The sequence below is a fragment of the Paenibacillus sp. FSL M7-0802 genome (assembly GCF_038004945.1).
Lineage (GTDB): Bacteria > Bacillota > Bacilli > Paenibacillales > Paenibacillaceae > Paenibacillus > Paenibacillus polymyxa_B.
Map to the genome: position 1 here is coordinate 2,729,079 of NZ_JBBOSD010000001.1, position 26,645 is coordinate 2,755,723.

The 26,645-nt window shown below is 48.8% G+C and carries 25 protein-coding genes; all 25 read right to left on the minus strand.

Going from position 1 to position 26,645, the window contains the following annotated elements; all coding sequences use genetic code 11:
- Positions 1 to 383 precede the first annotated feature (383 nt).
- Positions 384 to 1,250 (minus strand): dihydropteroate synthase, encoded by an 867-nt coding sequence (gene folP, locus MHB54_RS12680; protein ID WP_023986456.1) that lies wholly within the window; start codon positions 1,248 to 1,250, stop codon positions 384 to 386.
- Positions 1,247 to 2,143, minus strand: a complete 897-nt coding sequence (locus MHB54_RS12685; RefSeq protein ID WP_023986455.1) for an aminotransferase class IV — start codon at positions 2,141 to 2,143, stop codon at positions 1,247 to 1,249. Before MHB54_RS12685 ends, folP begins: the two co-directional genes overlap by 4 nt.
- Before the next feature lie 3 nt (positions 2,144 to 2,146).
- Positions 2,147 to 2,722, minus strand: a complete 576-nt coding sequence (gene pabA / locus MHB54_RS12690; protein ID WP_013308153.1) for an aminodeoxychorismate/anthranilate synthase component II — start codon at positions 2,720 to 2,722, stop codon at positions 2,147 to 2,149.
- Between the two features lie 5 nt (positions 2,723 to 2,727).
- Complete coding sequence (locus MHB54_RS12695) at positions 2,728 to 4,350, minus strand: anthranilate synthase component I family protein (RefSeq protein WP_264454315.1); 1,623 nt, start codon at positions 4,348 to 4,350, stop codon at positions 2,728 to 2,730.
- 126 nt (positions 4,351 to 4,476) lie between these two features.
- Complete coding sequence (gene cysK, locus MHB54_RS12700) at positions 4,477 to 5,415, minus strand: cysteine synthase A (RefSeq protein WP_340981626.1); 939 nt, start codon at positions 5,413 to 5,415, stop codon at positions 4,477 to 4,479.
- A gap of 239 nt (positions 5,416 to 5,654) precedes the next feature.
- The gene (locus tag MHB54_RS12705; RefSeq protein ID WP_023986453.1) at positions 5,655 to 6,599 is read right to left on the minus strand and encodes a peptidyl-prolyl cis-trans isomerase; all 945 of its coding nucleotides are present in this window, start codon (positions 6,597 to 6,599) and stop codon (positions 5,655 to 5,657) included.
- A 20-nt stretch (positions 6,600 to 6,619) separates the two neighbouring features.
- On the minus strand, positions 6,620 to 7,504 hold the full coding sequence (gene hslO, locus MHB54_RS12710) for an Hsp33 family molecular chaperone HslO (RefSeq protein ID WP_028542509.1): 885 nt from the start codon (positions 7,502 to 7,504) through the stop codon (positions 6,620 to 6,622).
- Positions 7,505 to 7,722: 218 nt separating this feature from the next.
- Positions 7,723 to 8,490: a type III pantothenate kinase gene (locus MHB54_RS12715; protein ID WP_023986451.1), complete on the minus strand. Its 768-nt coding sequence runs from the start codon at positions 8,488 to 8,490 to the stop codon at positions 7,723 to 7,725.
- Positions 8,491 to 8,496: 6 nt separating this feature from the next.
- Positions 8,497 to 9,387 carry a carboxylating nicotinate-nucleotide diphosphorylase gene (gene nadC, locus MHB54_RS12720; protein ID WP_264454317.1) on the minus strand — a complete coding sequence of 297 codons (891 nt, stop codon included), beginning with the start codon at positions 9,385 to 9,387 and terminating at the stop codon, positions 8,497 to 8,499.
- Positions 9,377 to 10,990, minus strand: coding sequence for an L-aspartate oxidase (nadB, locus tag MHB54_RS12725; protein ID WP_264454318.1), 1,614 nt, complete (start codon positions 10,988 to 10,990; stop codon positions 9,377 to 9,379). The genes nadC and nadB overlap by 11 nt, the downstream gene beginning before the upstream one ends.
- 277 nt (positions 10,991 to 11,267) lie before the next feature.
- Positions 11,268 to 13,307, minus strand: a complete 2,040-nt coding sequence (gene ftsH / locus MHB54_RS12730; RefSeq protein ID WP_028542511.1) for an ATP-dependent zinc metalloprotease FtsH — start codon at positions 13,305 to 13,307, stop codon at positions 11,268 to 11,270.
- A gap of 97 nt (positions 13,308 to 13,404) precedes the next feature.
- Positions 13,405 to 13,944, minus strand: coding sequence for a hypoxanthine phosphoribosyltransferase (hpt, locus tag MHB54_RS12735; RefSeq protein ID WP_023986447.1), 540 nt, complete (start codon positions 13,942 to 13,944; stop codon positions 13,405 to 13,407).
- A 47-nt stretch (positions 13,945 to 13,991) separates the two neighbouring features.
- On the minus strand, positions 13,992 to 15,440 hold the full coding sequence (tilS, locus tag MHB54_RS12740; RefSeq protein WP_068938700.1) for a tRNA lysidine(34) synthetase TilS: 1,449 nt from the start codon (positions 15,438 to 15,440) through the stop codon (positions 13,992 to 13,994).
- A gap of 66 nt (positions 15,441 to 15,506) precedes the next feature.
- Positions 15,507 to 16,445 (minus strand): protein kinase domain-containing protein, encoded by a 939-nt coding sequence (locus MHB54_RS12745; RefSeq protein WP_023986445.1) that lies wholly within the window; start codon positions 16,443 to 16,445, stop codon positions 15,507 to 15,509.
- Complete coding sequence (locus MHB54_RS12750) at positions 16,429 to 17,178, minus strand: VWA domain-containing protein (protein WP_023986444.1); 750 nt, start codon at positions 17,176 to 17,178, stop codon at positions 16,429 to 16,431. Before MHB54_RS12750 ends, MHB54_RS12745 begins: the two co-directional genes overlap by 17 nt.
- A 126-nt stretch (positions 17,179 to 17,304) precedes the next feature.
- Positions 17,305 to 19,812 carry a stage II sporulation protein E gene (gene spoIIE / locus MHB54_RS12755; protein ID WP_023986443.1) on the minus strand — a complete coding sequence of 836 codons (2,508 nt, stop codon included), beginning with the start codon at positions 19,810 to 19,812 and terminating at the stop codon, positions 17,305 to 17,307.
- A 292-nt stretch (positions 19,813 to 20,104) separates the two neighbouring features.
- The gene (locus tag MHB54_RS12760) at positions 20,105 to 20,311 is read right to left on the minus strand and encodes a hypothetical protein (protein WP_023986442.1); all 207 of its coding nucleotides are present in this window, start codon (positions 20,309 to 20,311) and stop codon (positions 20,105 to 20,107) included.
- Between the two features lie 6 nt (positions 20,312 to 20,317).
- Entirely contained in the window at positions 20,318 to 20,842 is a 525-nt protein-coding gene (locus MHB54_RS12765) for a S1 domain-containing RNA-binding protein (protein WP_014279051.1), read from the minus strand.
- Between the two features lie 123 nt (positions 20,843 to 20,965).
- On the minus strand, positions 20,966 to 21,295 hold the full coding sequence (locus tag MHB54_RS12770; RefSeq protein WP_013308137.1) for an FtsB family cell division protein: 330 nt from the start codon (positions 21,293 to 21,295) through the stop codon (positions 20,966 to 20,968).
- 4 nt (positions 21,296 to 21,299) lie between these two features.
- A complete protein-coding gene (gene yabQ / locus MHB54_RS12775; RefSeq protein ID WP_023986441.1) occupies positions 21,300 to 21,878 on the minus strand; it encodes a spore cortex biosynthesis protein YabQ in 579 nt (192 codons plus the stop codon).
- Positions 21,875 to 22,159 carry a sporulation protein YabP gene (gene yabP, locus MHB54_RS12780; protein ID WP_013368685.1) on the minus strand — a complete coding sequence of 95 codons (285 nt, stop codon included), beginning with the start codon at positions 22,157 to 22,159 and terminating at the stop codon, positions 21,875 to 21,877. The genes yabQ and yabP overlap by 4 nt, the downstream gene beginning before the upstream one ends.
- Before the next feature lie 179 nt (positions 22,160 to 22,338).
- Positions 22,339 to 22,617 (minus strand): RNA-binding S4 domain-containing protein, encoded by a 279-nt coding sequence (locus MHB54_RS12785; RefSeq protein ID WP_016818913.1) that lies wholly within the window; start codon positions 22,615 to 22,617, stop codon positions 22,339 to 22,341.
- Entirely contained in the window at positions 22,617 to 22,889 is a 273-nt protein-coding gene (locus MHB54_RS12790) for an HU family DNA-binding protein (RefSeq protein ID WP_007428028.1), read from the minus strand. Before MHB54_RS12790 ends, MHB54_RS12785 begins: the two co-directional genes overlap by 1 nt.
- Positions 22,890 to 23,222: 333 nt before the next feature.
- Positions 23,223 to 24,722: a nucleoside triphosphate pyrophosphohydrolase gene (mazG, locus tag MHB54_RS12795; protein ID WP_160788581.1), complete on the minus strand. Its 1,500-nt coding sequence runs from the start codon at positions 24,720 to 24,722 to the stop codon at positions 23,223 to 23,225.
- A 159-nt stretch (positions 24,723 to 24,881) separates the two neighbouring features.
- Entirely contained in the window at positions 24,882 to 26,540 is a 1,659-nt protein-coding gene (locus tag MHB54_RS12800) for a putative polysaccharide biosynthesis protein (protein ID WP_068938702.1), read from the minus strand.
- Positions 26,541 to 26,645: the final 105 nt, after the last annotated feature.

Here is a 26,645-nt window from a genome sequence, read left to right on the forward strand (position 1 = left end):
CGCAGTCGGATGGTGCTCCCCATCGCCACTGCCCCAGATTTCTTGAATAAAACCTATAATAAAGGTAGAAATTCGGGGAAGTGATGCTTCCGAAGCGAGCTTTCCTACGGAAAGCTTTTAAAGCGACCGCTTTGCTTGTACAGCACCATTCCGCCTACTCCGTTCTCGTTCTACTTGATCTATTCTTCTGTTCACCTTACACAATAAATAACTCCCTAAAAAAACAGTGACTTTATGGCGCGTTGTAGCGGAATGAAGGATTTGAATCCGGAGAAGCGAAGCGCTCGCCTTTGCAACGGGATTCTAACAGTCATATGTTTACCAATTCAAAAGAATCCCGTTGCAACAGCGATCGCAGGATCAAATCATTCATGAAGCGTCTTTTAACCACCATAACTCAGTGCATTTTTAGACCCGTACACCATCGCATCACACATACGTACGGTGCGCTTGATTTGCGCCACATCGTGTACACGCACAATCTGGCACCCTTGAGCAATGCCAAAGGCAACGGTAGCCGCCGTGCCCTCCACCACATCATTCACAGGCAAATCCAGTGCTGTACGAATAAACCTTTTGCGCGACGTAGCCAATAACAGCGGAAAGCCCAGCTGACTCAATGTATCGAGAGAAGTCATGGCATGAATATTTTCATCGTAATCCTTGGCAAAACCGATACCTGGGTCTAAAATGATCTGTTCCTCACGTACCCCCGCATCCAGCGCTAATCGGATACTTTCTTTTAAATCGGACAGCATATCAGAAACCAAATCACTATAGTTACGGTCATGACGATTATGCATCAAAATGACCGGGCAATCGAATTCCGAAGCTACACGTGCCATATCGGGGTCTGCCTTAAACCCCCACACATCATTAATGATATGTGCGCCAGCCTCAAGTGCCTGCCTGGCTACCTCGGCTTTGTAAGTATCTACAGATAACGGAATGTGCGGTGCGATACGATGGATAGCCTGAACGACCGGAATGACCCGAGCCAGCTCCTCTTCCACACCTACTGGATCATGACCCGGGCGAGTAGACTCCCCACCAATGTCAATGATATCCGCTCCATCTTCCACCAGCTTCAATGCATGTAAAACAGCAATCTCGGGACTATAATGTAATCCTCCATCGGAAAATGAATCCGGGGTCACATTCAGTATACCCATGATCTGTGTGGAATGTCCGAGCGTAAGCTCGGCATCCCCCATTCGGTAACTACGTTGATAAAGGGTCGGTATGTTCACTTGATCCCTGCTTTCTGTCTATAATCGTGCAACAGCAAAGCTGTTATGGACCTGGGCTGTGTCAAGGGAACCGATAAATGGTTCGTTGCTCCTCCCGGCTCCAACAACAAATCCACGGGCCGTATTTCTTGTATAGAGTTGGTCATAAAAATTTCATCAGCCTGTTTCAGCTCGTCCCAGCGGTACAGGCCTTGCTCACAAGGAATGTCTCGCAGATGCGCCAGCTCCAAAATGAACTCACGCGTAATGCCTGGCAGAATCCCTGTAGACAAGTCAGGGGTATACAACGTATTGTTCCGCACAAAGAACAGATTGCTGACCATTCCTTCTGCCAGAAAACCATCCGCCGTAAGCATCATTCCTTCAGCCTTATAACGGACAGCCTCGGCATACTGCTGAAGTTCCCGCTTTGCAAGAATATTATTCATATAATGGAGCGACTTTAAGCGAACCTCACCCTCTGGAGTGTTTCTGGGGGTTCGCAACAACTGAAGCGCCGATGGGGAAGTGGATTGCCCGGTTTGTGTATTGGTAGAGGGCAACGGTTTAGCGAACAGAATATGATTAGGACGCGTATAGTCCCCCGTCGGCAATCCTAGCACCTCTTCGCCAGCTGATACGGTGTAACGGATATAAGCTTCATCCAATCCATTCGCCACCATCAGATGTTGGATGTGTCTCGTAAGTTGCTCCTCATCCGGTTGAAAAGGAATGCCGAGCATTCGGCAACCTTCCTGCAGTCGATGTAGATGCCGATCCAGCAAGAATGGGACACCCTTGTAGGTGCGGAATGTTTCAAACAAGCCCATTCCGTATAAAAAGCCGTGATCACTTACGTGAATCACGGCTTTTGCGGCTTCCGTGAGGACGCCGTTGACTCCGATATATTTCATGAATCAGACGCCTACCTTGCGTTTTAGGAAATTGCGTAACAGTTGATGCCCATAATCCGTAATAATGGATTCTGGATGGAACTGAACTCCTTCTACGGCAAATTCTTTATGCCGCAAACCCATAATTTCACCTTCTGCGGTTTCCGCGGTAATCTCTAGACACTCAGGCAGACTCTCGCGCTCCACCAGCAATGAGTGATACCGGGTTGCTGTGAACGGAGAAGGCAAGCCTTCAAATACTGACGTATTGTGATGAAGAATCGGTGATGTTTTACCGTGCATGAGTCGTTCAGCCCGGATAACCTTACCGCCAAAAGCCTGTCCGATGGCCTGGTGGCCGAGGCAAACGCCAAAAATCGGAATGCGACCTTTAAAATGGCTGATCACATCCAGTGATATCCCTGCCTCATTCGGCGTGCATGGACCCGGCGAGATCAAAATATGCTCTGGTGCCAGCTCTTCTATGCCTTTCACATCAATCTCATCGTTCCGTTTTACGGTTACTTCTTCGCCAAGTTCACCTAAATATTGAACAAGATTGTACGTAAACGAATCATAATTATCAATCACCAAAATCATACGACTCACCCTCCTGTGATACCGCTTCTGCTCAAAGCGGCTTCTTCTTCACCACATTGTACCGCCTTCATGACAGCTCTAGCCTTGTTCCGACATTCCCGATATTCCCTGTACGGGTCTGAATCAATGACGATCCCCGCACCTGTCTGTAAATAGGCAGTGCTGCCTTTAACAGCTAGTGTTCTTATTATAATATTTAATTCCATATTGCCGTTATAGTCAATCCATCCAAGGGACCCTGTATAAGGCCCCCGACGAACGGGCTCTAATTCTTCAATAATTTCCATGGTGCGCACCTTGGGTGCCCCGGTAATGGTTCCGCCTGGAAAGGTAGCAGCAATTACATCTATAGCTGTACGACCCGAGGCTAATTTTCCTTCAACCTGAGAAACCAGGTGCATAACGTGCGAATAGTATTCGACCGTCAGCAGTTCAGGCACATGCACCGATCCGTATTCGGCAATCCGTCCGATATCGTTACGCTCCAGATCGACGAGCATAATATGCTCGGCGCGTTCTTTTTCGCTTGATAGAAGCTCTGCTGCCATAGCGGCATCTTCATCCGGTGTTAGCCCTCTTCTTCTCGTACCTGCAATTGGTCGGGCGCTCACACGTCCATCCTCCAGCTTCACCAACAATTCCGGCGAGCCACTAACGATCCGTAAATCTGGCGTACGCAGCATACCCATATAAGGGGAAGGATTCAGCAGACGAAGCCATTCATATATATTTTCAGGGAGGGCTGTAAGCGCACGTTGCTGACGAATCGATAAGTTGACCTGGAATACATCCCCTTGGGCAATGTATTCCTGCACACGTTTCACGGCTTGTTCAAAATCTTGTTGGTTGAATGCCGCTGTCCAGCCTTCAGATTCAAGATGAGCAGCCTCTAACCCTTCTTCGGCGAGCCTAGCACAACGACGAGGGTACGCAGAATCAATCTCTCCTGCATTTATGATGTTATTCCACTGAGTCAGCATACGTTCTGCACGTTGGGCAGCTTCCGCGTAATGCTCGCAAAGTATAGTATTCGGCCCATCCAGCATAACGCGATTGGTCAAATCGGTATCACTGCTGACTTTATCGGAATGCGCAGGAGCGGGCATATGAACAGCACAATATATGGAGGATTTTTCGTGATCGTAAATCCATAGCTCATCCACCCTCATCCATACATAATCAGGTATGTCCGTATCGTCTGCAGCTTGAGATGGCAAACGCTCCAACGAGCGAGCTACATCGTAGCCAAGATAACCCGCAAATCCTCCAGAGAAAAAAGGCATGCCAGGTACACGCGGCGCACGGTAAGGAGAGATCCAGTTGCTCATGACTTTCAAAGGTTGACCATGCATATCTCCATGTTTCCCGCTTTGCAAATCAGTCCAAACTGCATGTTCTCCCTTGCCCTCCAATATAGCAACCGGATTTAAGGCCAGATAGGTGTACCTCCCACCTTTAGCGCTCTCCAGCAAAAAGGCATATGGCGACGAATCCTCCCAAGCCTTCCGCCACGATGACGGTAGCCCCCCCACGGGTAATGGGTACTCAGCAATATAGGGAAGTATGCTCCAGCCTTCCTCCTGCCAAACCTGCCACTGCGCCTCCGTCACTCTAGCTGTCGATTTCATCCGTGTGTGCTTCCCCTTCCCTACTTTTCAATAAGTCTATATTCTCTCCTTAAAAAGAAACCCCCACCCCCCTGCAACAGGGAAATGAGGGAATCCTTACGTATAGTATACACAATTACGACATAATTACAGCTCGAAATTGTATAGTGGTGTGCTCAGGTAACGTTCTCCATTACTTGGAACAATGACAACGATCCGTTTACCCTTGCCCAATTGCTTAGCAAGTTTCAAAGCCGCATGAACAGCTGCGCCAGATGAAATACCGGACAAAATGCCCTCTTCCTTGGCCACTCTACGTGCTACCTCGAAAGCTTCATCGTTTTCTACATGAATAATTTCATCATAGATATCGCAGTTTAAAATTTCAGGAATAAAGTTGGCACCAAGTCCTTGAATTTTGTGGGGTCCTGGCTTACCGCCTGCTAACAGTGGGGAAGAGGCAGGCTCTACAGCCACAACTTTAATATCAGGGAATTCTTTCTTAAGCACTTCTCCGGCACCAGAAATGGTTCCGCCAGTACCTATTCCAGCTATAAAAGCGTCCAGAGTTCCGCCAATGGAACGAATGGCTTCCACAATCTCAGGACCGGTCGTTTCACGGTGAATTTTGATATTAGCTTTGTTCTTGAACTGCTCAGCAGCAAAATATTCCGGATTTTCACTCAGCAATTCTTCCATTTTCTTAACGGACCCGTTCATGCCTTCTGATCCTGGTGTTAGCACAAGTTCGGCTCCATAAGCACGCAACAAATTACGACGCTCTATGCTCATCGTTTCTGGCATAACGATCACCGCCTCATAGCCCTTCGCAGCAGCAACCATAGCCAAGCCGATTCCTGTGTTACCGCTAGTTGCTTCAATAATCGTACCGCCTGGCTTAAGCAGACCTTCACGTTCAGCTTCTTCTACCATGCTAATCGCAATACGATCTTTTACACTGGAGCCTGGGTTCTGATATTCCAGTTTCAAATAAATTTCGGCGCTATCTTCCGGTACGATCCGGTTGAGCCGAACGAGGGGAGTTTCCCCGATAAGTTCGGTGATGTTATTAACAACTTTAGCCATGATAATTCCTCCCTGACTGTAGATGATGTATTAAAAATTGCGAAATCATTTTGTAGATCATTCTTAGTCAATCACTTTAATTTTGTACCGTTCATTTAATTTCCGATAAAAATAGTGGGTTTTATACGCTAATCATAACAATCTTCAATTCCAATGTCAATACGAGTGAGTAAGCCGCGATGCTGTCAACACGCGTTATCAGCATCGTGCTTCCTTCAAACCAATATTCTTTCACTACGTTACAGAGCAGCGGAGGATGCATCTTTTCCAGATAAAATACGCGCTCCATATTTATCACGTAGACTCTTCTCGACCTCTTCCAAAGGAGCGGCCTGTGCAAGCGCAAGAGATCGGCGAATTTGCTGCCGGATCTGCTGCTTATCCGGAGAATTCTTCAACCGGACATCCTGTACATAAATGACAGCATAGCCATCGTTAACAGAGATCGGACCTGCAACATCCCCGGAGCTTAGCTCTCTCGCCGCCTTCATGATCGCCTCCGGTTGCAATGGATCATATTCATCCACCCATCCCAAATGCCCGCTGCTATCCTTGCCAAAAGGCTTACCTGAGTACTCTTGAATCAGCACATCGAAGCTCTCCCCCTGCTTGACCCGATCTAGCAACGCTTCTGCTTCCTCCGCATTATCCACATAAAGAGCTGCCAATTGGATCTGCTTACCGACGGCAAATTCCTCAGGGTGCTGTTCCCAATACTCGTCAATCTCAGCTTCCTGAACTTGAATACCCTGCGTGGCTATTTTCTCCAAACCAATCCGGTATTCCGCTTCATTCCGCAAGTCAACCGGATCTAAGCCAAACTGTCGCTGCATTTCATCAAAGTAGGCATGATCTGAGTCATACCCTTTACTATCCTGCTCCAGCACCTGCTGTAAATCCTCTTGGGTGATCTTGATACCGAGACGCTTGGTTTCAGCCTGCACGGCTTTACGATTCAACATTTGCAACAGCGTATTGGTTCCATATCGCTTTTTCAGTTCCGCTACCCACTGTTCCTCCGATATGCCTTCCTGACCCATCTCCGCCACAGTATGATCGCCGTCATCCTTGCTTACATCACCCGGCTTTGACAGCCCCCGAAGCATGATAAGACCACCCAAGGCGGCGACGCTAACGGTCAGAATAATGACAGCTGTCCATAATCCTTTTTCCCGTGTAGTCATCGCTTGCACCGCCCATCCGGTTAGGATTTGGCTTGATCTAACAGATTTTGCAATTCATCCTTATTAAACTGATAAGCCTCATTACAAAAGTGACATACGACCTCAGCCTGTCCTTCTTCCTCAATTAGCTGCTCTAATTCGCTTTCTCCCAAACTGATCAATGTTTTTTCCACGCGCTCACGTGAACACTCACATTGAAAATGGATATCCAATTCATCGAGAATCCGAACGTCCGGCAGCATCCAGCGCAGCATTTCATCAAGTTCCAACCCTTGATCCAGCAAAGCAGTAACGGGTGGAATGGAGCTGACTGCATTTTCGATCGCAGTAATCTCATCATCATTCAAGCCTGGAAGCAACTGAATAATAAATCCACCGGCCACAATAACCGTGTTATCCGTATCTACCAGCACACCCAAGCCCACCGCTGACGGGGTCTGTTCCGATTTGGCAAAATAATAGGTAAAATCCTCACCCAGTTCACCGGAAATAATCGGAGTACTGCCGCGATACGGTTCTTTTAACCCCAAATCCTTGATGATATGAATGAACCCCTCTGTACCTACGGCACCCGCTACATCCAGTTTGCCCATACTATTGCTTGGCAAATGCACATGCGGTTCAGTAACATAACCTCGCACTTCCCCTACAGCATTGGCATCAACGACGATTTGCCCAATCGGTCCATCACCTTTAACTTGAATGGTCAATCGCTCTTTTCCTTTTAGCATAGAACCCATAATAGCACCTGCTGTGAGGGTTCGCCCCAAAGCAGCGGTAGCCGTTGGATACGTATCGTGTCTTCTCCGCAATTCCTCTACCAATTGAGTTGTCCGAACAGCAAAAGCTCTAACCCTCCCATCCATGGCTGTGCCACGAATAAGTCGATCCTGCTTATTTTCCATATTGATATCCTCCCTATTCACCAGGACAGCTATGCTGCTTATTTTCGTTAGTATTGCTCATCATTGAAGCATAATTTCCTATTATATAAACAACCTGCATCGACAGATCACGCGAATTGTTCAAAAACGTAACATATTTCAGTATAGACGAAAAACGCCGCTAATCCAAACCGATAAAATCATTCGGTTGGACTCAGCGGCAGCTTATACCCACTTTTTTATTCGGCGTTACGTTGGTAAATGATGCGCAATCCTTCGAGCGTCAACATCGGCAACACTTTCTGAATGCTCTCCGCCTCTGATGCGATTAGCTCTGCAAGACCTCCGGTAGCAATAACTGTAGGCTCCGCCTGCATTTCTTCCTTAATGCGCCGCACAATGCCATCCACTTGCCCAGCATAACCGAAGATAATCCCAGCTTGCATGGCATGAACCGTATTACGACCAATAACCTTTTTGGGTTTCTCCAACTCGATGCGGGGTAGCTTGGAAGCCCGTTGATACAGTGCCTCCGTCGAAATCCCGATACCCGGCACAATTACACCGCCCAAGTAGTTTCCCTTATCGTCAATACAATCAAACGTCGTCGCTGTCCCAAAATCCACCACAACCAGCGGCCCGCCGAACCGTTCGACAGCCGCAACAGCGTTCACGATCCGATCCGCACCTACTTCACGCGGATTCTCATAACGCAGGTTAAGACCGGTCTTGATTCCCGGTCCGACGATTAAAGGCGTTTTGCCTATGTATTTATCGCACATTTCTTCTAATACACGGACCAACGGCGGAACGACAGAGGAAATAATAACTCCCTGGATGTCATCCTTTAATACGCCACCCATACTAAAAAGATTATGTATGAGTACGCCGTATTCATCTGCGGTTGCCTGTCTGGAGGTACTGATCCGGTAATGGTGCAACAGCTCCCGCCCTTCGTATATCCCCAGAACAATATTGGTATTACCTACATCCACTACAAGAATCAATGGGTGTCACCTATCTTTCTTTGCGTTAAGGTCAAGGCTGATATCCAGGTTATGAAAAGAGTATGTCAGCCTGCCTACAGAGATCACATCTACGCCACTCTCAGCCATCTCACGCACTGTATCCAGCGATACATTGCCCGAGGCTTCTGTTTTGACATGTGGTGCCCGTTCCCGAATGAACCGAACGGCTTCCTTCATATCTGGGGCAGACATGTTATCCAGCATAATGATATCCGCCCCAGCTTCCAGGGCTTCCTGAACTTGTTTCATGTTTTCCGTCTCTACTTCAATCGTCATCGTATGCGGTATATTAGCGCGCGCTCGACTCACAGCTTGTTCAATCCCACCTGCGCCCTTAATATGATTATCCTTAATCATAACAGCATCGTACAGGCCAAAGCGATGATTCGAGCCACCGCCTACACGCACAGCATACTTCTCCAGCAGTCGATGTCCCGGTGTTGTTTTACGTGTATCCACCAAGCGAGTGGACAAACCATGCAATTGATCTATAAAAGCCCGAGTCCGCGTGGCAATGCCAGACATCCGTTGGAGCAAATTTAACGCCAGTCGTTCTCCAGTCAAAATCGCATGGGTACTACCCGTCACTTCCGCCAAAACGCTTCCCTTTTCAATCCACTGTCCATCCGTCACCAGCGGAGTGAACGACAAGGAAGGGTCCACTACCTGAAATACAAGGGCAGCCACGGGTAAACCGGCAACCACGCCGCTCTCCTTGGCATGAATGACAGCCTTGGATTGGTGGCCCTGCTCAATCGTCCAGCGCGTGGTCACATCGCCAGAGCCCGTATCTTCTCGCAGCCAGCTGCGAATTTGTGCTTTCAGTTCTTCCTGATATCCACTAAACTCTCCATAAAGCTCGCTGTTAGATGTCATGAACGTACTCCTCCGTTATCCCTTGCTCACGTCTCTGCTGAACATGCTTTCGCCAGACGCTATCATCTGTCTCAGGAAAATCCTCGCGATAATGCGCTCCCCGGCTCTCCTCACGCAGCAGCGCACCATCTGTTACTAATAAAGCACAGGTGAGCAAATTGGCAAATTCGATCTCTTCCCGGCTAGCGATCACAGCCTCAAAAATAGGCATTTGCCCTTGCATCTCGTCTAATGCTGCTTGCAGCCCCTCGCCGTGCCGACGAACTCCAGCATAACGAACCATTGCTTCTTGCAGCTTATGCCGCTGCTCCGTGACGGATGAAGCCGGGAACTCTGTACGGTTATCGCTATAAGATATCAATGTATGGCCGACCAGCGGTGGCAATGAATGCAGTCGCTCAATAATCCTGCTGGCAAATACAATAGCTTCAGATAACGAATTGCTCGCCAGACGATTAGCTCCGTGAACTCCTGTAGAAGAGGTCTCCCCGCAGGCGAACAAACGCGCAATGGAGCTTTCCCCGTGTAAATTGGTCTGGACACCACCCATCATATAATGGGCAGCAGGCGCAATGGGGATCCAGTCTGTCGTCATATCCAAACCAAATGACAGACATGTCCGATAAATTGTTGGAAAACGTTGCTTCACCCGCTCTGGCGGCTCGTGTGTAATATCCAGGTATACAAACGCAGCTTGGGTGCGTTCCATCTCATGAATGATAGCACGAGCTACGATGTCTCTGGGTGCAAGCTCCTGCCGGGAATCATACTTGTCCATGAAGCGTTCTCCGTGAATATTGCGTAACACGGCTCCTTCTCCCCGTACGGCTTCGGAAATTAGAAACCTTGGAGCGCCCGGATGGCACAACGCCGTAGGATGAAACTGTATGAATTCCATATCCCGTACAATCGCCCCAGCACGATATGCCATAGCGATACCATCCCCGGTTGCAATATCCGGATTGGTCGTATAACGGTATAATTGCCCGCTACCTCCTGAGCACAAAATCGTTGCATTAGCGGTTATATACGACCTTTCCCCACCTGGCTTTTGGACGAGGGCCCCAATACACTCACCATGCTCCGTCAGCAGATCAATTACCATGCACTCTTCCCACACTTCGATACCGGGATGGGCAGCAACCTGCTTTGACAACGCACGAACAATTTCATAACCCGTAGCATCTCCATTTGCATGCAAAATACGCCGATGACTATGCGCTCCTTCCCGTGTCAACGCTAGTTCACCATCCACACGATCAAAAGCCGTTCCCAAACGTATTAACTCCTGAATGCCAACTGGACCTTCATGGACAAGCGTACTGACCGCCTCAGATTCACACAGACCTGCACCAGCAATCAGGGTATCTTCCATATGATAAGCTGGTGTATCCTCGTCCGATGTGACAGCAGCGATGCCGCCTTGAGCATAACGCGTGTTGCTTTCCATCAAAGTCTTCTTGGTAATCAGCAACACTTTCCGATTCTCCGCAGCCTTAATCGCCGTATATAAGCCCGCAATGCCCGAGCCGATAATTAACACGTCGGCCTCCAATTGGGTCAATTCCGCTACATCAAAATCAACTAGATATCTTGGAATCATGCCTTCACCTGATTTCACAGAAGAATAGCGCACACCATAGGTTCTACAGTATGCGCTCACGTATATGTTCAAAATGATAGAAAGTCGATTGCAGCGGCTGTTGGCTTTTATAAGCTAAGAAGACGACAGCCGTTTATTTAACAATAAATGTACACAACGTTCCGGTGTCTGTCAAATCACGTTAGCAATAATCTTCCATTTAAAAAGCTCCGGAAAACCCATAATACCTGGTTCCCCGGAGCTTACATATACGCTTATTCAACTATCCATCGGATGATTAGGTTGTTGTCGGTGGAGTACCACCGGAGTTGCCCGAATTGTTATCATCCTCTGGCTTTTGCAGATTAGGGATATCATTCGGTTGATCCGTTGTATTCTTAGGCTCGTCATCCTTACCTTGAATACGTACACGGACGTCTCCAATGTTGTCGATCACAGGCTCACCATTTTCCGGTGTTCCTTCTCCCTCAGTCGTGCCACCATCCAAAGAACCTGTCTCGATCAAACGTTTGATTTGTTCAAGTTCCAAGGTTTCTTCTACCAGCAAGGTTTGAGCAATCAAATGAACCTCTTTGGAATACTTGGTCAGGAGTTCTCTAGCACGCTCATAAGATTCAGTGATGAAGCGATTCATCTCCTGGTCAATCTGATAAGCGATCTGATCACTGTAGTTCTGCTCATGACCGATATCGCGTCCAAGGAATACTTGGCCTTGTGAAGTACCGAACTGCATTGGACCAAGCTTCTCACTCATACCATATTCTACGATCATGCTGCGTGCAATGCTTGTCGCTTGCTGGAAGTCGCTATAGGCTCCCGTTCCGATCTCACCAATGAACAGTTCCTCGGATACGCGTCCACCCAACAATCCAGTGATTTTGTCCAGCAATTCCTGCTTGGTAGTCAGCATGCGGTCTTCCTTCGGAAGCATGATGACATATCCGCCTGCACGTCCACGTGGAATAATCGTTACCTTGTGAACCATGTCGGCATTTTCCAAGAAGAAACCAATAATCGTATGGCCTGCTTCATGATAAGCAACAATTCGTTTCTCGCGGTCACTGATTACGCGGCTGCGTTTTTCTGTACCTACGATAACACGGTCGATGGCTTCATCTACTTCTCGCATCGAAATATCTCTGCGGTTACGACGAGCCGCCAACAAGGCAGCTTCGTTCAACAGATTTTCCAGATCAGCGCCTGTAAAGCCTGTTGTACGTTTCGCAATTACGTCCAATTTAACATCCTTCGTTAATGGCTTGTTGCGAGCATGTACATACAAAACTGCTTCACGGCCTTTAACATCTGGACGGTCAACCGTAATTTGACGGTCAAAACGTCCTGGACGAAGCAACGCCGGGTCCAAAATATCCGGACGGTTTGTAGCGGCTACGATGATGATACCTTCGTTTGCGCCGAATCCATCCATCTCTACGAGCAATTGGTTGAGCGTCTGCTCACGTTCATCATGTCCGCCACCCAATCCGGCGCCACGTTGACGTCCAACGGCATCAATCTCATCAATGAAAATGATACAAGGTGCGTTCTTCTTCGCGTTCTCGAACAAATCACGAACACGGGAAGCACCGACCCCGACAAACATTTCTACAAAATCAGAACCCGAGATGCTGAAAAACGGTACTCCGGCCTCGCCTGCAACAGCTCTCGCCAAGAGTGTTTTACCCGTACCTGGAGGGCCCACTAACAGAACACCTTTTGGAATACGAGCGCCCACAGCTGCAAACTTGCGTGGGTCCTTCAAGAATTCTACGACTTCGACAAGCTCCTGCTTCTCTTCGTCAGCCCCTGCCACGTCCTCGAACGTAACCTTCTTCTTCTCTTCGTTATACAGACGGGCTTTGCTCTTGCCGAAGTTCATAACTTTGCCGCCACCGCCCTGTGCCTGATTAAACAGGAAGAAGAACAACAGGAACATGATCACCAAAGGAATAATAGAAGTCAAAAACGTCAGCCAAATGCTTTCGCCTTCCATTTTCTTCTGCACGTATTCAAACCCGTTCGTTTCGCTGGCATTCACCAGTTCACTTAGTGCTTGATCCGTTGGTGGAACATATACGGAAAAATTGGTCGATTTAGCATTAGCCGGCTGCTTCTTATATGCACCGGTTACAAGATAGGCGTAACCGTCAAATTGGACCGTTACTTTAGAGATGTTATTAGCTTTAACCTCTTGCCGTAATTGGTCATATCTAGGGAGATCGGAGGCTTCGTTACTGTTGCTAACAAACTGAACGATACCCACCACAACTAAAAAAAGAATCAAATAAAAACCAGAATTCCGGATGAACCGATTCATCCCCTACCTCCTCTCGAGACACTTAAGTTATTTTACCATAGCCTGTAAGTCCTTCTCAACAAAGGGCCTTATTTAGTCCTAGGACTGGAGGCTGAGATTAGCTGGTGTAGATTTCCGGCTTTAAAATCCCTATGTATGGGAGGTTCCGGTAGTGCTCGGCATAGTCCAGACCGTAGCCGACAACAAACGCATCTGGAAGCGTAAATCCAGTATAATCTGCTTCAAGATTAACTGTCCGGCGTGCAGGCTTGTCGAACAAGGTTACGACACATACCGAATTGGCATTACGGTTTTTAAGCAATTCAATCAAATGCGTCAGCGTCAGGCCGCTGTCGATAATATCTTCGACAATCAGAACGTCGCGTCCTTCCACAGATGCGTCCAAATCTTTAATGATTTTGATGATACCTGAGGATTTTGTGGATGCTCCATAACTTGATACAGCCATGAAATCAAGCTCCAACGGCACTGTAATGGATTTAACCAAATCAGCCATAAAGATAAACGCACCTTTCAGCACGCAAATCACCAATGGATTTTTCCCTTCATATTTTACGCTGAGCTGTGCACCCAATTCCTTAATTTTACTCTGAATTTCTTCTTCGCTGATCAATATTTCCTGAATATCATTCTGCAACGGTGTAAACCTCCTAAGTTTATACTATGAAAGCCGTTCCTGCGCAATTACCGGTGCCCCGGACTCTCTCGTCTTTGCCATGACATATATATAACCGAAGACGTGTGCTTTTGCACCGCGGCATGTACAGAACGTCGTACGCCCGGAATCCAGAGAATAGCCCCAGAGTGGTCGCAGACGATGGGAATAACGGAACGCATTGAAGGAGGTATTTTTTCATCAATAAAAATATCTTTAACCTTTTTTCTTCCGTTTAATCCCATTACATACATGGTATCTCCAGGTAATCGCGAGCGTACAGTCAAAGGCAGACTCAATTGATCTGCGTCGAACCACGCTTCCTCCTTATTCACCGGATGGTCCGCATCCGAATAGGAAGCCCTTCGCCACCGAAGTATACCACCTGCCTCAGGCAACTCTAGCTCACCGGAAATAGGCAATACACTTAGTCCATAGCACCATTCGCCCATAACGACTTGCGTACGGTCAAACAAAACCGCCTGGTCATATTCGCGGACTCCAACCGCACCGCCTCCCAAATCCAAACTCCATGTAGACGATGCCTCTTGGAGAAGTCTTAGTCGAACGGTCTCAATTTTACGAAAATCAAAATTTTCACTGTCCGAAGGCAGATAATTTAATATTAGTTTAATCAACCTCCGTTGTAAAGCAACGGATAGCTTACGGTATGAAGCGATGGGAAACATGTACCTGCCATTATCCAAGCGCACCATTTTCTCGTATGCCGACAGTGTGGATGCCTCCATAAAGTCATTTTCGTCAGCCATCGTTTCGGCCAGCCGGTTTAGGGACGGTGTCAGTCGCTCATTATATTGCCCCAAAAAAGGAAGCACATCCATGCGAATGGCGTTACGACGGTATTTGGATGATAAATTAGTGCTGTCTATCACATAGGAAAGACCATAAAAGTTACAAAACTCAATCAGGTCAGCCTTGTACATACGTAGCAGCGGGCGAATGAGTTGCACATTTTTTTCCCTGCGCGCCAAACGCATACCCGCCAAACCTGCTGGGCCGCTACCACGCAGCAAGTGCAAGAGAACCGTTTCGGCTTGATCGTCGCCGTGGTGGGCCATTGCAATATGCTGTGCTTCCCACTTTGTAGCCATATCATGTAAAAAGCTGTAGCGCAGCTCGCGAGCTGCTTCCTGTGGTCCCTTCCCGCTCTCCTTCATATAAGCGGGTACATCCACCCGAGTCATTTCAAATGGAAGTTCAAGCTTTCGGGCAATATTGCGTACCTCTTCAGCCTCCGCATCCGATTCCTCTGGTCTGAAGCCATGATGAACGTGAGCGCAGACGAGTTGTAAAGGCATATGTATAACGGATATTTCATGTAAAATGTGCAAAAGGGCCACCGAATCCGGCCCACCGGATACAGCAACCACAATGCGGTCTCCGGGGCTCCACAGTGAATGATCTCGCGCCAAGGCGAGCACTTCCTGTACAACACCGGTCGGTTTTGTTGTTCCCATTCACGACCCTCTTTTCTCCCGACCGTAAAAATGATGATCATCTGTTATCTTATGTAAGTCATGCTGCTACCTTAACGCAATCCAGAGCGCTCCGGCAAGCAGCAAAAGCGATACCGTGAAAGCATATCCCAGCCAGCGTGGGTTCCCTCTTTTGACCGACGATTGCCTGACATGTGCGGAAGCCAAACGTGACCAAGATCGGGCCGCTGCACGAGTATCGGAATATTCTCCACGCACTGCACCCAGTAGCCATTCGGCATAGGGGCGTAATACACGGCTGCGGCGAATGATGACCGTCAATTCTGCCGTATTACGCAACTGTGGCAGCCTGCTCGCAGCCGCCTTTAACGATTCGCTCTCCAATATATGAATCGTTAGAAGAGCGAAGGCAAACAGGTCATACTGGGAATCGGCATTTCGGCTGCCAGCATTCCAGAATCCCCTGTCATACCATTCTGTAAATTGTTTAACACTCCGACCAGCAAGAGACACCCCACCGTAGTCAATTAATTCAGCCTCTCCATAGGCATTGACCAAAATATTCTGCGGCTTCAGGTCGCCAAACACCCATCCTGCCTGATGGAGATCCGCCAGACGATTCAGTATACCGGTTCCAGCCACACCATACCATTCCGGCCCTTTGGCTGCCACAAAACGATGAAGCGGATCACCCTTAACATATCGCATAACATAAAAGGGGATTTCTCCGCTGCGTAACACTACATCATCCACCTCAAACAAAAAGGAAGGATTTCCATTTCGCTGAAGGGCGGCCTGAGTCCCCTGAGACTGCAATGTGGTTAGCACATTAATCTCTGATTGCAGATCAAGCGTGTTCTTCCCCATTTTCAGAGCAAATTGCCGATCGGCCTGTGCTTCTTTTACCAAATATACAGTTCCGTTCGCTCCCCGGCCCAGCAAGCGCTGGATGACATAGCTGCTCCGCTTCCACTTGCCCTTGATGACCGTTCCGGGTGCAAGAACGGGATCAGACGACGTAGTCACCGAGCATCCCTTCTCCTTTGCCATAGGATTCTTCCAGATCTTTCTGTTCTCCTAGTGTAACATATCGGTAATAATCAATCACTTGTAAAATGGCAGGACCTGTCGGTGTTGCCCCTTTCATCCGCAAGCGTCCAAATATCGATTTGATCTGGTTAAGCTCAGAGGTCCAACCGATATCCATGACTGCGTCTTCTCCCATTTTTCCGCCCGGAAAATGAAATACAGATATACGGCTGTGTCCGCTTCTGGACTGTAAACTGAGCAGCAAATCACGAATGCTGTCCTCTACAGCAGGCAGCTTGGGCTTCATGCTCGCACTTGCATCAATGAGCAAAGCAATCTCCAGGGTGCTTGTTTCTGTCAGCTCATCCATTACCTCAACCACTTGGGCTCGTTTTGCCGGAGGAAGTTCACCGATATGTTTGGCGCCACCCTCACCCAGAATGTGCGTTAACTCTCTATTAACCGCCTGCTGAATGGTTTGAACCACCGTTTTGCGCGTCATCATCTGCATGGTCTGAGCCAACTGCTTCGTCCCAACGATTTGGCTAAACCCTCCCCCTGCTTTAGCAATTTCTTGAATCTCCGCGCTGCCAAGCTCGCCAATAGTTCCATAATCTATGACTCCGGCGACGTTCACTGTAATACCTTCTCGTAAAGCTTGGGCAGCCGCCATGACTGGACTAACACCTACATTCGAGCATCCGTCTGTAATGATCAAAATTTGCTTCATCGTTTTTTGACCTCCGCTTCCTCTTAATCTATCCCGATAGATTCTATCTTTGCCTAATCCGGAACGATTCAAACGAAGGATGCGGATTTTTAAAAACGAATAAGGAATTTCCCGGGCAATGTCGGATTAGCTCACCGTCCGTGGACGTTCCAACCACCTCATGCCAGGTACATGGAGAGTTGCCCATTCTGGGCGGAAGTGATCTATTTTACTAACGACTACTGTCATATCATCATAGATTTGATTTTGTTGATATCGAATAACCCTTTCTAGTAAGCAGTCGGCCAACTGCTGTGGATCTTCGCTTTCAATTTCCTGAATCATGCGTTTCATCCATATTTCCTTATTAACCGCATAACCCGGTGAGTCGTATATACCGTCTGTAATCATAATGAGAATATCACCCGGCTGGAGCTGCAGTGATACCAGATCAATTTCAATATCCTGTATAATGCCAATCGGCAAGTTGCTGGCAGATACGGGAATGACCTCCTCCCCTCTTTTAATAAAACTCGGCGTAGACCCAATCTTCATAAAGGTTGTCTGGGCCGTGTACTGATCAATCAGCGCCATATCGACCGTAGCATACATTTCCTCAGGTGATCGCAGCATCAGGACAGAGTTAACCGACTTGATCGCCAATTTTTCGTCCATACCCGACTGCAGTAATTCCTCCAAAATGTTAAGTGCTGCACTGCTCTCTTGCTGCGCGCGCTCTCCGTTCCCCATACCATCGCTTAAAGAGACTGCAAAAGTCCCGTTCCCTAGCTCCATCATGCTGTAGCTGTCTCCTGAGAAAAAATCGCCTCCTTTGGCGGCACTAGCTACTCCTGTAGCAATCTCATACGTTTTAGCAGAGCCGAACATGACTGTAGCCAAGCCTTGGCGGCGATCTGCCTCCGTTTCGCGCATCACAGCTATATGCTCGTCCAGTATGTCCGACAGAAGTGGAGCAATGATTTTCCGACATTCATCAAATCCCCTTGTATAGGCATGGACAATCTCAATTTCTACCTGACCTGCATCCAGGTTAATGATCTCAATGGATTGAATGGACAAGCCCAGTCTATCAAGAGCCTCCCGTATTTGCTCCTCCTGCCGATGCATGGTCTGCCCTTCCCGCTGAATTTCTCGCGCTAAATCCTCCATGATTTGTGATACACCCGATAGCTGGTCAGCAACAAGCTGACGACTATCGTATACTTGGCGCTTCCACTGCATATTATGTTGGTAGAGGCTATACTGCTGCTTCATCACTTGCAGGACAGCGCCCGTTTTAGCACATGCCTTGCTCCATTGCGGCGGTATCTGCTCTGGTTCCAAATCCGGGTTATCCTCAATGGCGCTCATCATTTCCGTCATATACTGATGAGTTTGCATAAACTTGCCGTCCCAGCACTGCTCACACTTGAAGCAGGAGGCACATGTCCCTTCCGCCACCGCATTCATAAAGTGTTCGATTTCACCATCCGACTTCGTGCTCTCACTCGCAGATATCTGATGAAAGCTGCGGGATAGCTGACTGAATACACGAGAAAACTTCGTTACCCGCTCTGCGGTGAGGTCGCGGACCCTTTTGGCATACTCATGCTGAGATTTGGCGTGGTCCTGCGTACCGGGAACATAGGTAGAAACCGCTTTAAAGAAACTTTTTGGGGTCATTAAGAATAATAGAATTGCCGCACAGCTCTCCCAGGTTGACGTCAGCACGTCTCCGGTCCCGTCCAAATAGATTGTCAGGATTGAGGAGCCTAGCAGCATCCCAAGCGCAACAGCACCTTTTTTTCCTTCACGCAGCATTCCTGCCAGCAAACCTGCAAAAGCGAGTAAACTCATCTGCACAATTGCAGACATATTGGCCAAGCTTAAAATTAAGCCAGTAATTACACCGACCGATGCACCCAGCGAAGCACCTCCCACCAAAGCAAACACCAAGACCAAATATCGCGACAGTACATGATCGACAGACAATGAATGAACAGTCCATCCTACTGCTCCCGTCATCACAGAGGCTAATAAAATAATAAGACATAAAATTTCCTCATTCTTGAGCTGGCTTGTCTTCTTGCGGTACGTAAACAACGGTATGGCCTGCGTGAACACCAGCGTAAGCATAAAGCTGAGAACCGCATCCGTTCCCACAATGATAAGTTCATACCATGTGAAAGTTGGAGCCATCACGGCGTTAAATAAATTGACCATAAACACAGACAAGAAAACCATAAGCGGGGCATAGGATAATTCCAGACGGTCGAAGGTTCGTAGCCCGCGATACAGGAGATAAAATACCAGTAACTCACCACCAATCATAAATAACGATGGGTAAGGAGCTAACAGGCTGCCTAACACAACGGATACAGCTACAGGCAGCATCAGATCACGCCGAAGAAACGTTATGACCGCAAAATAAGCGAGGGCAAACGGAGAAAGCTCGTCCAAAATAGTGGCGCGTCCCAGTAGAACTCCCATAGCTGACAATAGCAGCATCCATCTTTGCGCCGTTACCCATTGCACCACTTTATGTGAATCCAGCCGTTTCTTGAGTCTGGAAGACCAACCTTCCGTACGCTCTTTGGATTTGGACTTTCTAGATTTTAACCCCGGAAAATGTACCACGTTCCATTTCTCCATCATGCGTCAGGCACCCCATTCATCAATTTGATGTTCCCATCTTAAACCAGAACGATTGAGAAAGTTTGTCAGAACCTCACGTCTTATTCCAAGAAATTTCCGACAAAAAAACGTTCTGCGCGAAAGGACAGAGCATCACTCTGAACATCAAGCTACGCCCGTATGGAAGCCGATGAAAGAAACGTCCCGCTACTCCTTACATAACCTCTCGATGTCGTTCATCCTGATGTCCAAACTAGCGATTCGCACAGAAGATAGACGGAAAACCGTTGGAGTTTGTCGGACGATTATGTCCTCACGACAAAAAAAACATCCACTTTCCAGCATCGTAGCTCTTATCTTCTTCGCCAAAATTGCGAATCTCATAAATGCCCGTACGACTAACCACTGGATTCAGCGCCGACAGCCGCTGCTTATCGCATCTGTTGTCGGTAGAACGCAAAAAAACCGTAGCAGTCTCTCGACTGTACGGTTTTCCGTGTATGATTGATACGGTTGTCAAAGTGAATTAAACACGCTTCGCGCCGCGTCCTCCGCGTTTACCTTCGGTGTTCTTTTTCAGCGACGAAATGCGTTCCTCACTATCTTTCAGGAAGCGTGACATTTTATCCTCAAATGAAGGTTTACCCGGTGCAGGCTTGAAAGAACGGCCTCCACGATCGCGGTTGAAACCACCGCCACCACCACCGCGTCCTTGACTTGGACCTGAACCTCCACCGCCGAAACGGTCGCCTCCGCCTGGTCCTCCTGTACGCTCCGGTCTTGGAGCTCTTGGGGGACGGGCTTCACTTGCCGGCTTGTCAATCGTTTGCTTAATGGAAAGTCCGATTTTGCCATCTTTGTCAACATTAATGACTTTCACCGTCACAACATCATTAATCTTCAGGTGGTCGTTAACATCCTTAACATAGTTATCGGCGATTTCCGAGATGTGAACGAGACCCGTGACACCTCCAGACAAATCCACAAATGCTCCAAAATGCGTGATGCCTGTCACTTTGCCCTCTAACTTGGTGCCCACTTCAATTGCCATAGAATAAAATGATCCTCCCTTAAAATATACAACCGATTTTTTTGCAAAAAAATCCCGCTGTGGTGATTTGATTATACAAAATGGCGGAACCAAGGTCAACTAAGCATTGGCCCGATAATGTTCCTATTTCTGATCTCCGATGATTGGCGTCTCTTCCGGTTTGTAAAGACCGTACTTGCTTCTGGCAATCTCGCCAATGTACTCAGGGTCCTTGAGACGATTCACTTCGGTTTGAAGCTGTTGTTCCGTTTGTGTAGCAGCTTGCTTCTGCTTTTCCTTCTGGGTGAGCTGTTCACTTCGATCGGCCATAATCATGCCTTGAGAAAAAAAGGTAAAAATTGCCCAACTACCAAAGGCGGCAAGCGATAGCAACCAAATCATGATTCGCCTGCGCCCGCCCGCGTTGGACTTGGACGTAGAAGATGAATGGCGATCTACAGACGAATTACGCATGATACTACCTCCTTCCAAACCATCTTTTCGCTGTGTTTTTCAGTCTGATACCCAGCTTTACGAGCAACTCTGGAGTCTTCCAGCGCGCTTTAAGCGGACCGATCAGCCATAGGATCGGCTTCCAAACCGGCATCAGGATGTATATCAGCATCCTTCCCAGGAACACAATAAGTGTCCATGTCCATCCGACCAGCTTGCGTAACAGCCGATACAGCGCTAACACCGGAAGAACAATCAGGATGCGCAGTATGCTGTTCACGATCAACGTCAGTCTGCGAACTATCTCTAATAACATTACCACAAAACGTTGGGTTGTAACACTAAAGGCCCAAAAATAGAGCCAAACCCCCAAAAGTAGTCCTAAAAAGACATAAAACCGCAGCTCACCGCGATTACTCGCGTATAGCACACGGAAAATAAACAAAGCCGAGGCCACCCAGTACAGCACGTCCAACATATGAACGCTCCAGCGGGCAAAATGAAAGCGGATGGACAGCACCCGGTAGCTGTCAAACACCACTCCCATGGCTATGCCCGACAACAGCATCCATGTCAATGTCAGCCATTGTGTGTAAGGGTTCATTTGAAGAGCTTGCCGAATAGGCTTTTTCCGTTTTTGGCCGGGGCCCCGGGCTCCAGGTAGACGAGGGAAGTAATCAAACCTTCAATGGACAACAGCCCCTCTTCTAGACTGAGGTTTTTGATATGTAAATGTTGTCCGCGAATGGTGAGATGGCCCAGCTCGGTCTGAAGCAAAAATTCTTCACTGTCAAAGCTCTCCACATTGCTGACGCCTGAAATATCGAGTTGCTTGCGGCTTTGCATGCGCAGATCATGGTGCTTGGACTTCCCTTGTTCAATCATGGCATGTACCCCTCCTTCTGTTCTTAGCTTATGAAGGGGGCCGTATGATTTAGAACCGCTTTTGCTGTTAATCAGCATATGATGGACGAAACCTCGTCATCTAAAGAAAAAAAAGCACTCCTTCATAAAATAATGAAGGAATGCTTTCATGTACAGTTGTGAGAAAATCAGATGTCTGCTTACCAGTTCAAACCATTGTCCCTGGCAATAGGCTCTTCCTTTACCAAAGTGTACATACTTGCAGCCTCGTCCTTGCGTGTAGTGTCGGCGAGCCGTTCCACTCGCACGGTCACCAGCTTCTGGCCAAACTGGACGGTAATTTCATCGCCTACTTTGACCGCACTGCTCGGCTTGGCTTCGCGTCCGTTCACCAGCACTCTCCCTTGTTCGGAGACGTCCTTGGCTACCGTACGCCGCTTAATCAGCCGCGAGACTTTCAAGAATTTATCAAGACGCATTAGTTAACGGCTTCTTTAAGCTTATTACCGGCTTTAAAAGCAGGAACGGTCGATTCTGGAATTTCAATCGTGTTACCGGTTTGTGGATTGCGGCCTGTACGGCTGGAACGCTTGCGTGTTTCGAAAGTACCAAAGCCGATCAGTTGCACTTTGTCACCGCTAGCAAGTGCATCTGTAATTTCACCAAGAACGCCATTCAATACAGCTTCAACGTCACGTTTGCTCAAACCGCTTTTGCTGGAAATATTGTTGATCAGATCTGTCTTGTTCATAAGATAAAAGCCTCCCAAATGTCAAAAAATAATCATCACGCTGCATGTCCATTTATGGAGCAGACGCGAGGTCCAACTGTGGCCGAAGCCCTCCTGAATGTCACTGTAACACGCTTAACTATAAGCTACAGTTATTTTCAGAATTACTACAAGTTATTCTGGCTTGTCCGTAAAAATCCTGCAATGACAGGCGTTTTTTTATTCGACCCCAGTTAAGCCAACATCCTACTACAAAACTCTGCCCATTGGCAAGTCTTCACAAACTGGGCCTTCTTTCAACCCTGCATATGTCTCATTTTACTGTTCTGTGCAGCCAAAAGCGAATATGTGGAATCACGCTTTGCCAAGGAGCTTTTTCGCTTCCTGCCAGTAAGTCTCCATTTCATCTACGCTGCTGTCTTCGGGACGGCGTCCCTGCTCGCGTAATTTCTGCTCAATATACTGGAAACGGTCGACAAATTTGCGATTGGTGGCGGACAATGCCTCTTCCGGATCTACTCCCATGAACCGGGCTGCATTCACTGCAACAAATAATACATCGCCTAACTCCAGCAACTGGGCTTCCACGGCATGCCCTTCACGAACCGCTTCCTTCAGCTCAGCCACTTCTTCGTCCAATTTATCGAATACGCCCTCAATGCTATCCCAGTTAAAGCCTACTTTAGCTGCTTTCTTCTGGAGCTTGTACGATTTCATAAGAGCAGGCAGATCACGTGGAACCCCATCCAGTACGGAAGGGTCTGCTGCCGTCGTGCCTTTAAGCCGTTTTTCCTCAGCCTTCATCTGCTCCCAGTTTTGCAGCGCTTCTTCCGCATCATTCGCTTGATTGTCACCAAATACATGTGGATGACGGAAAATAAGCTTATCATTCAGCCCCTGGATAACATCATACACATTGAAGGTTCCAACTTCCTCTTCCATTTGGGCATGCAGCAAAATTTGCAACAACAGATCGCCCAGCTCTTCCTTCATATGCTCAGGGTCGTCCTCATCTATCGTTTCAATGACTTCATACGTTTCTTCGATCAGATTTTTGCGGATCGACTGATGTGTCTGTTCACGATCCCATGGACAGCCTTCCGGACTGCGTAAAATATCGACAATCTCGTGTAAACGGTCAAAAGAACGCCGTTTCAGCGCCTCATCTTCACTGCGAGGTATGTATACCAAGGATAGGTTCCCGTAGCCCTCTACTCGATCTAGCTCGTACAGCGGCACCTTGTGCACCGCTTCCTCGCCTTCCACCCCAAGAGCGTGACCGACGTACACCTCATAATCGTCAGGATACCGCTCCATCAGGCACAGCTTCACATCAGAAGCCGTGAAGGTGTCATACACCTGTCCGATCAGCGTATGCAACTGAGGCTGGAGCCAGCTGGCATCCAGTGTACCTGCGTCCAACAGTTGGAAACCCTCGATCGGATCAAAACCAAGACGCACAAAAGCTTCATCCAGGAAACTTTCGCCACCCAGAATGTTCAGTTCAATCCCTTGCGCAGGACAACGCTCCTTAAGCAACTGCACCGCTGCTTCTGCCACCATCGGGTGACCGGGAACCGCATAGACGATTTCGCTTCCGTCTGCCGCCTTAGCAGCCGTCGTAATTAATTGGCTGGTAATTTCCTCGTATACCTCTGGAAAGGACTCCTTTGTCTCATATACCTTGTCAAACGACTCAAAAGCCACTTCAAACTCATTCAGCACTTGAACCGCAGGATGCTCCTTGGTCCGCAGATACAGCGCTGAAGCGCCCCGCATTTTGTTCAATATCCCTATCGTAAGCTGATCCGGATCTCCCGAGCCCAAACCTACGACCGTTAATGTTACGCTCATATCCAATCCTCCGTTTCGCAGAAACAAGGTTCATGCTCGAAAAAATATACGGCCTACCCCCGCTTCCGCTTCCTTTGCTTTGGGACTTACTATACCACAAAGTTGTATAGGCTCATAAAATGGCTGTGCCACTTTCGCGCCCTAAGCCCTATGCCTGGGCTAAGCCAGTACACGCAGCCTGCGCAGCACGGCTGCCAGCGGGCGTCCGAGCTTGGGCACCGCCACAAGCTCGGCTTCCGTGATCAGCCTCAAGCGTGCGAGGCCGATCACGAACACAACGGCGCCTGCTGCTACGCCCAGCAGGCTCTCCGCGGCTGCCGTGGCGCGACCTCCGGCAGCCCATCCCAAGGCACCCAGCACAGCGCTGGTGCCCCACATCGCCGCCCCGGCCGCACCAGCCAGGGCGATAAGCAGTGCCGCCGGCTTGAGCACGCTGGCGGACCAGCTCCCACGCAGGCCTACCAAGCGAGCCAGCAGCACGATGTTGATCACCGCCGCCAGCAGATAGGCGACAGCCCCCGCAATGGCGGCTCCAGCCGTGCCTAGCTGCGGCACGAGCAGCCAGTTTAGCAGCGCCTTGGCTACTGCGGCCGCGAGCATCGCCAGAGCCGGCGCGCGAACCGCGCCAAGCCCTTGCAGCAGCGCAGCCGAGATGATGCTGAGCGTACCGCCTACGGCGGTTAGCGCCATCCAGCGCATGACCTCGCTGCCGGTGTCGTCCGCATACAGCATCACATTGACGGGCACAGCCAGCACGATCAGGCCTGTCGCAGCGGCTAGTCCCAGCAACCAAAACCAGCGCAGCGATTGCTCGCACTGGCGACGTGCCAGCTCCGTACCGCCGGTCACCCGCGCCTCAGCCAGCGATGGAATGAATAATGCCGACAGTGTGGTAGCAAACATCATGACTAGCTGTACCAGCGGCAGACCTCGGTTATACACGCCAAAGGCCACCATAACCGCAGTATCGTCCAAACCCTCCTGCTTTAACAAGCGAGGTACGGTAAAAGTGTCTACCAGGCTAATTAACGGAACGGCTAGCGCTCCAAGGCAAACAGGCAAGGCATAACGCAGCAGCGCCTTTAGCAAGGCACCGTTGCTTTCCGCCGGGTGTAGCTCTCCAGTTTGTGCTTGCACTGTCGCCATGACCGTCCCTTGCCTTCTAAGCCTCTTCCTGTGATTTCGCCAATATAGCAACATGACGACCAATCCCGCTGCTCCACCTGCTGCTGAACCAAACACTGCTCCGGCGGCAATCATATCCGCCCCCGCTCCTTGCGACAGCATGAGCAGCAACAGCATAATCATCACGCTTACCCGTATCGCCTGCTCCGTCACTTGGGAGATAGCAGTCGGAAGCATATTTTGCAAACCTTGAAAATATCCTCTCAATCCCGCCATAACCGGTACGAACAAAAAGGCAAACGCCGCCGCCCTCACCGACGGAATAACGTGAGCATTGTCGATCCATTGACCAATGAGCGGCGCGCACGTATACATCAGCACGCCCAAGATCAATCCAAAGACACCCAAGACAAGCGAAGATAGCCGAGCAACACGTTGCCCCGCTGCCCGGTTTCCCACTGCCTCAAACTCAGCTACAAATTTGGATATTGCAGCCGGAAATCCAGCAGCTGCAATGGTAATGAACAGCGTATAAAAAGGATAAACCGTATTATAAATGCCAAACACGCCGTCGCCGCCGATATTCTGCAGCGGGATTTTTTGCACTGTGCCGATCAGCTTGCTCGCTACTGCTGCCAGTGTCAAAATGACAGCACCTCGTAGTAGCCGCGAAGCGGCGCGATTTTCCTGCATTCTCCGTCTCCACTCCCACCTGAAATATGCATCTTTCACGAGTCCTATTATACCGCCTCTTCTCCCGGAAAGAAAAAAAACCCTGTACAACGCAGGACGGCTTTC

Coding starts and splice junctions, on each gene's coding strand:
- MHB54_RS12785 (WP_016818913.1), bottom strand. CDS start 22,617: ATGCGTCTTGATAAATTCTTGAAAGTCTCGCGGCTGATTAAGCGGCGT.
- tilS (WP_068938700.1), bottom strand. CDS start 15,440: ATGGGAACAACAAAACCGACCGGTGTTGTACAGGAAGTGCTCGCCTTG.
- yabQ (WP_023986441.1), bottom strand. CDS start 21,878: ATGAACCCTTACACACAATGGCTGACATTGACATGGATGCTGTTGTCG.
- ftsH (WP_028542511.1), bottom strand. CDS start 13,307: ATGAATCGGTTCATCCGGAATTCTGGTTTTTATTTGATTCTTTTTTTA.
- MHB54_RS12695 (WP_264454315.1), bottom strand. CDS start 4,350: ATGAAATCGACAGCTAGAGTGACGGAGGCGCAGTGGCAGGTTTGGCAG.
- MHB54_RS12705 (WP_023986453.1), bottom strand. CDS start 6,599: ATGACTACACGGGAAAAAGGATTATGGACAGCTGTCATTATTCTGACC.
- yabP (WP_013368685.1), bottom strand. CDS start 22,159: ATGATTGAACAAGGGAAGTCCAAGCACCATGATCTGCGCATGCAAAGC.
- spoIIE (WP_023986443.1), bottom strand. CDS start 19,812: ATGATGGAGAAATGGAACGTGGTACATTTTCCGGGGTTAAAATCTAGA.
- MHB54_RS12765 (WP_014279051.1), bottom strand. CDS start 20,842: ATGGCAATTGAAGTGGGCACCAAGTTAGAGGGCAAAGTGACAGGCATC.
- pabA (WP_013308153.1), bottom strand. CDS start 2,722: ATGATTTTGGTGATTGATAATTATGATTCGTTTACGTACAATCTTGTT.
- MHB54_RS12750 (WP_023986444.1), bottom strand. CDS start 17,178: ATGAAGCAAATTTTGATCATTACAGACGGATGCTCGAATGTAGGTGTT.
- nadC (WP_264454317.1), bottom strand. CDS start 9,387: ATGACATCTAACAGCGAGCTTTATGGAGAGTTTAGTGGATATCAGGAA.
- hslO (WP_028542509.1), bottom strand. CDS start 7,504: ATGGAAAATAAGCAGGATCGACTTATTCGTGGCACAGCCATGGATGGG.
- nadB (WP_264454318.1), bottom strand. CDS start 10,990: ATGATTCCAAGATATCTAGTTGATTTTGATGTAGCGGAATTGACCCAA.
- MHB54_RS12800 (WP_068938702.1), bottom strand. CDS start 26,540: ATGCAGGAAAATCGCGCCGCTTCGCGGCTACTACGAGGTGCTGTCATT.
- MHB54_RS12685 (WP_023986455.1), bottom strand. CDS start 2,143: ATGAAATATATCGGAGTCAACGGCGTCCTCACGGAAGCCGCAAAAGCC.
- MHB54_RS12770 (WP_013308137.1), bottom strand. CDS start 21,295: ATGCGTAATTCGTCTGTAGATCGCCATTCATCTTCTACGTCCAAGTCC.
- cysK (WP_340981626.1), bottom strand. CDS start 5,415: ATGGCTAAAGTTGTTAATAACATCACCGAACTTATCGGGGAAACTCCC.
- MHB54_RS12790 (WP_007428028.1), bottom strand. CDS start 22,889: ATGAACAAGACAGATCTGATCAACAATATTTCCAGCAAAAGCGGTTTG.
- mazG (WP_160788581.1), bottom strand. CDS start 24,722: ATGAGCGTAACATTAACGGTCGTAGGTTTGGGCTCGGGAGATCCGGAT.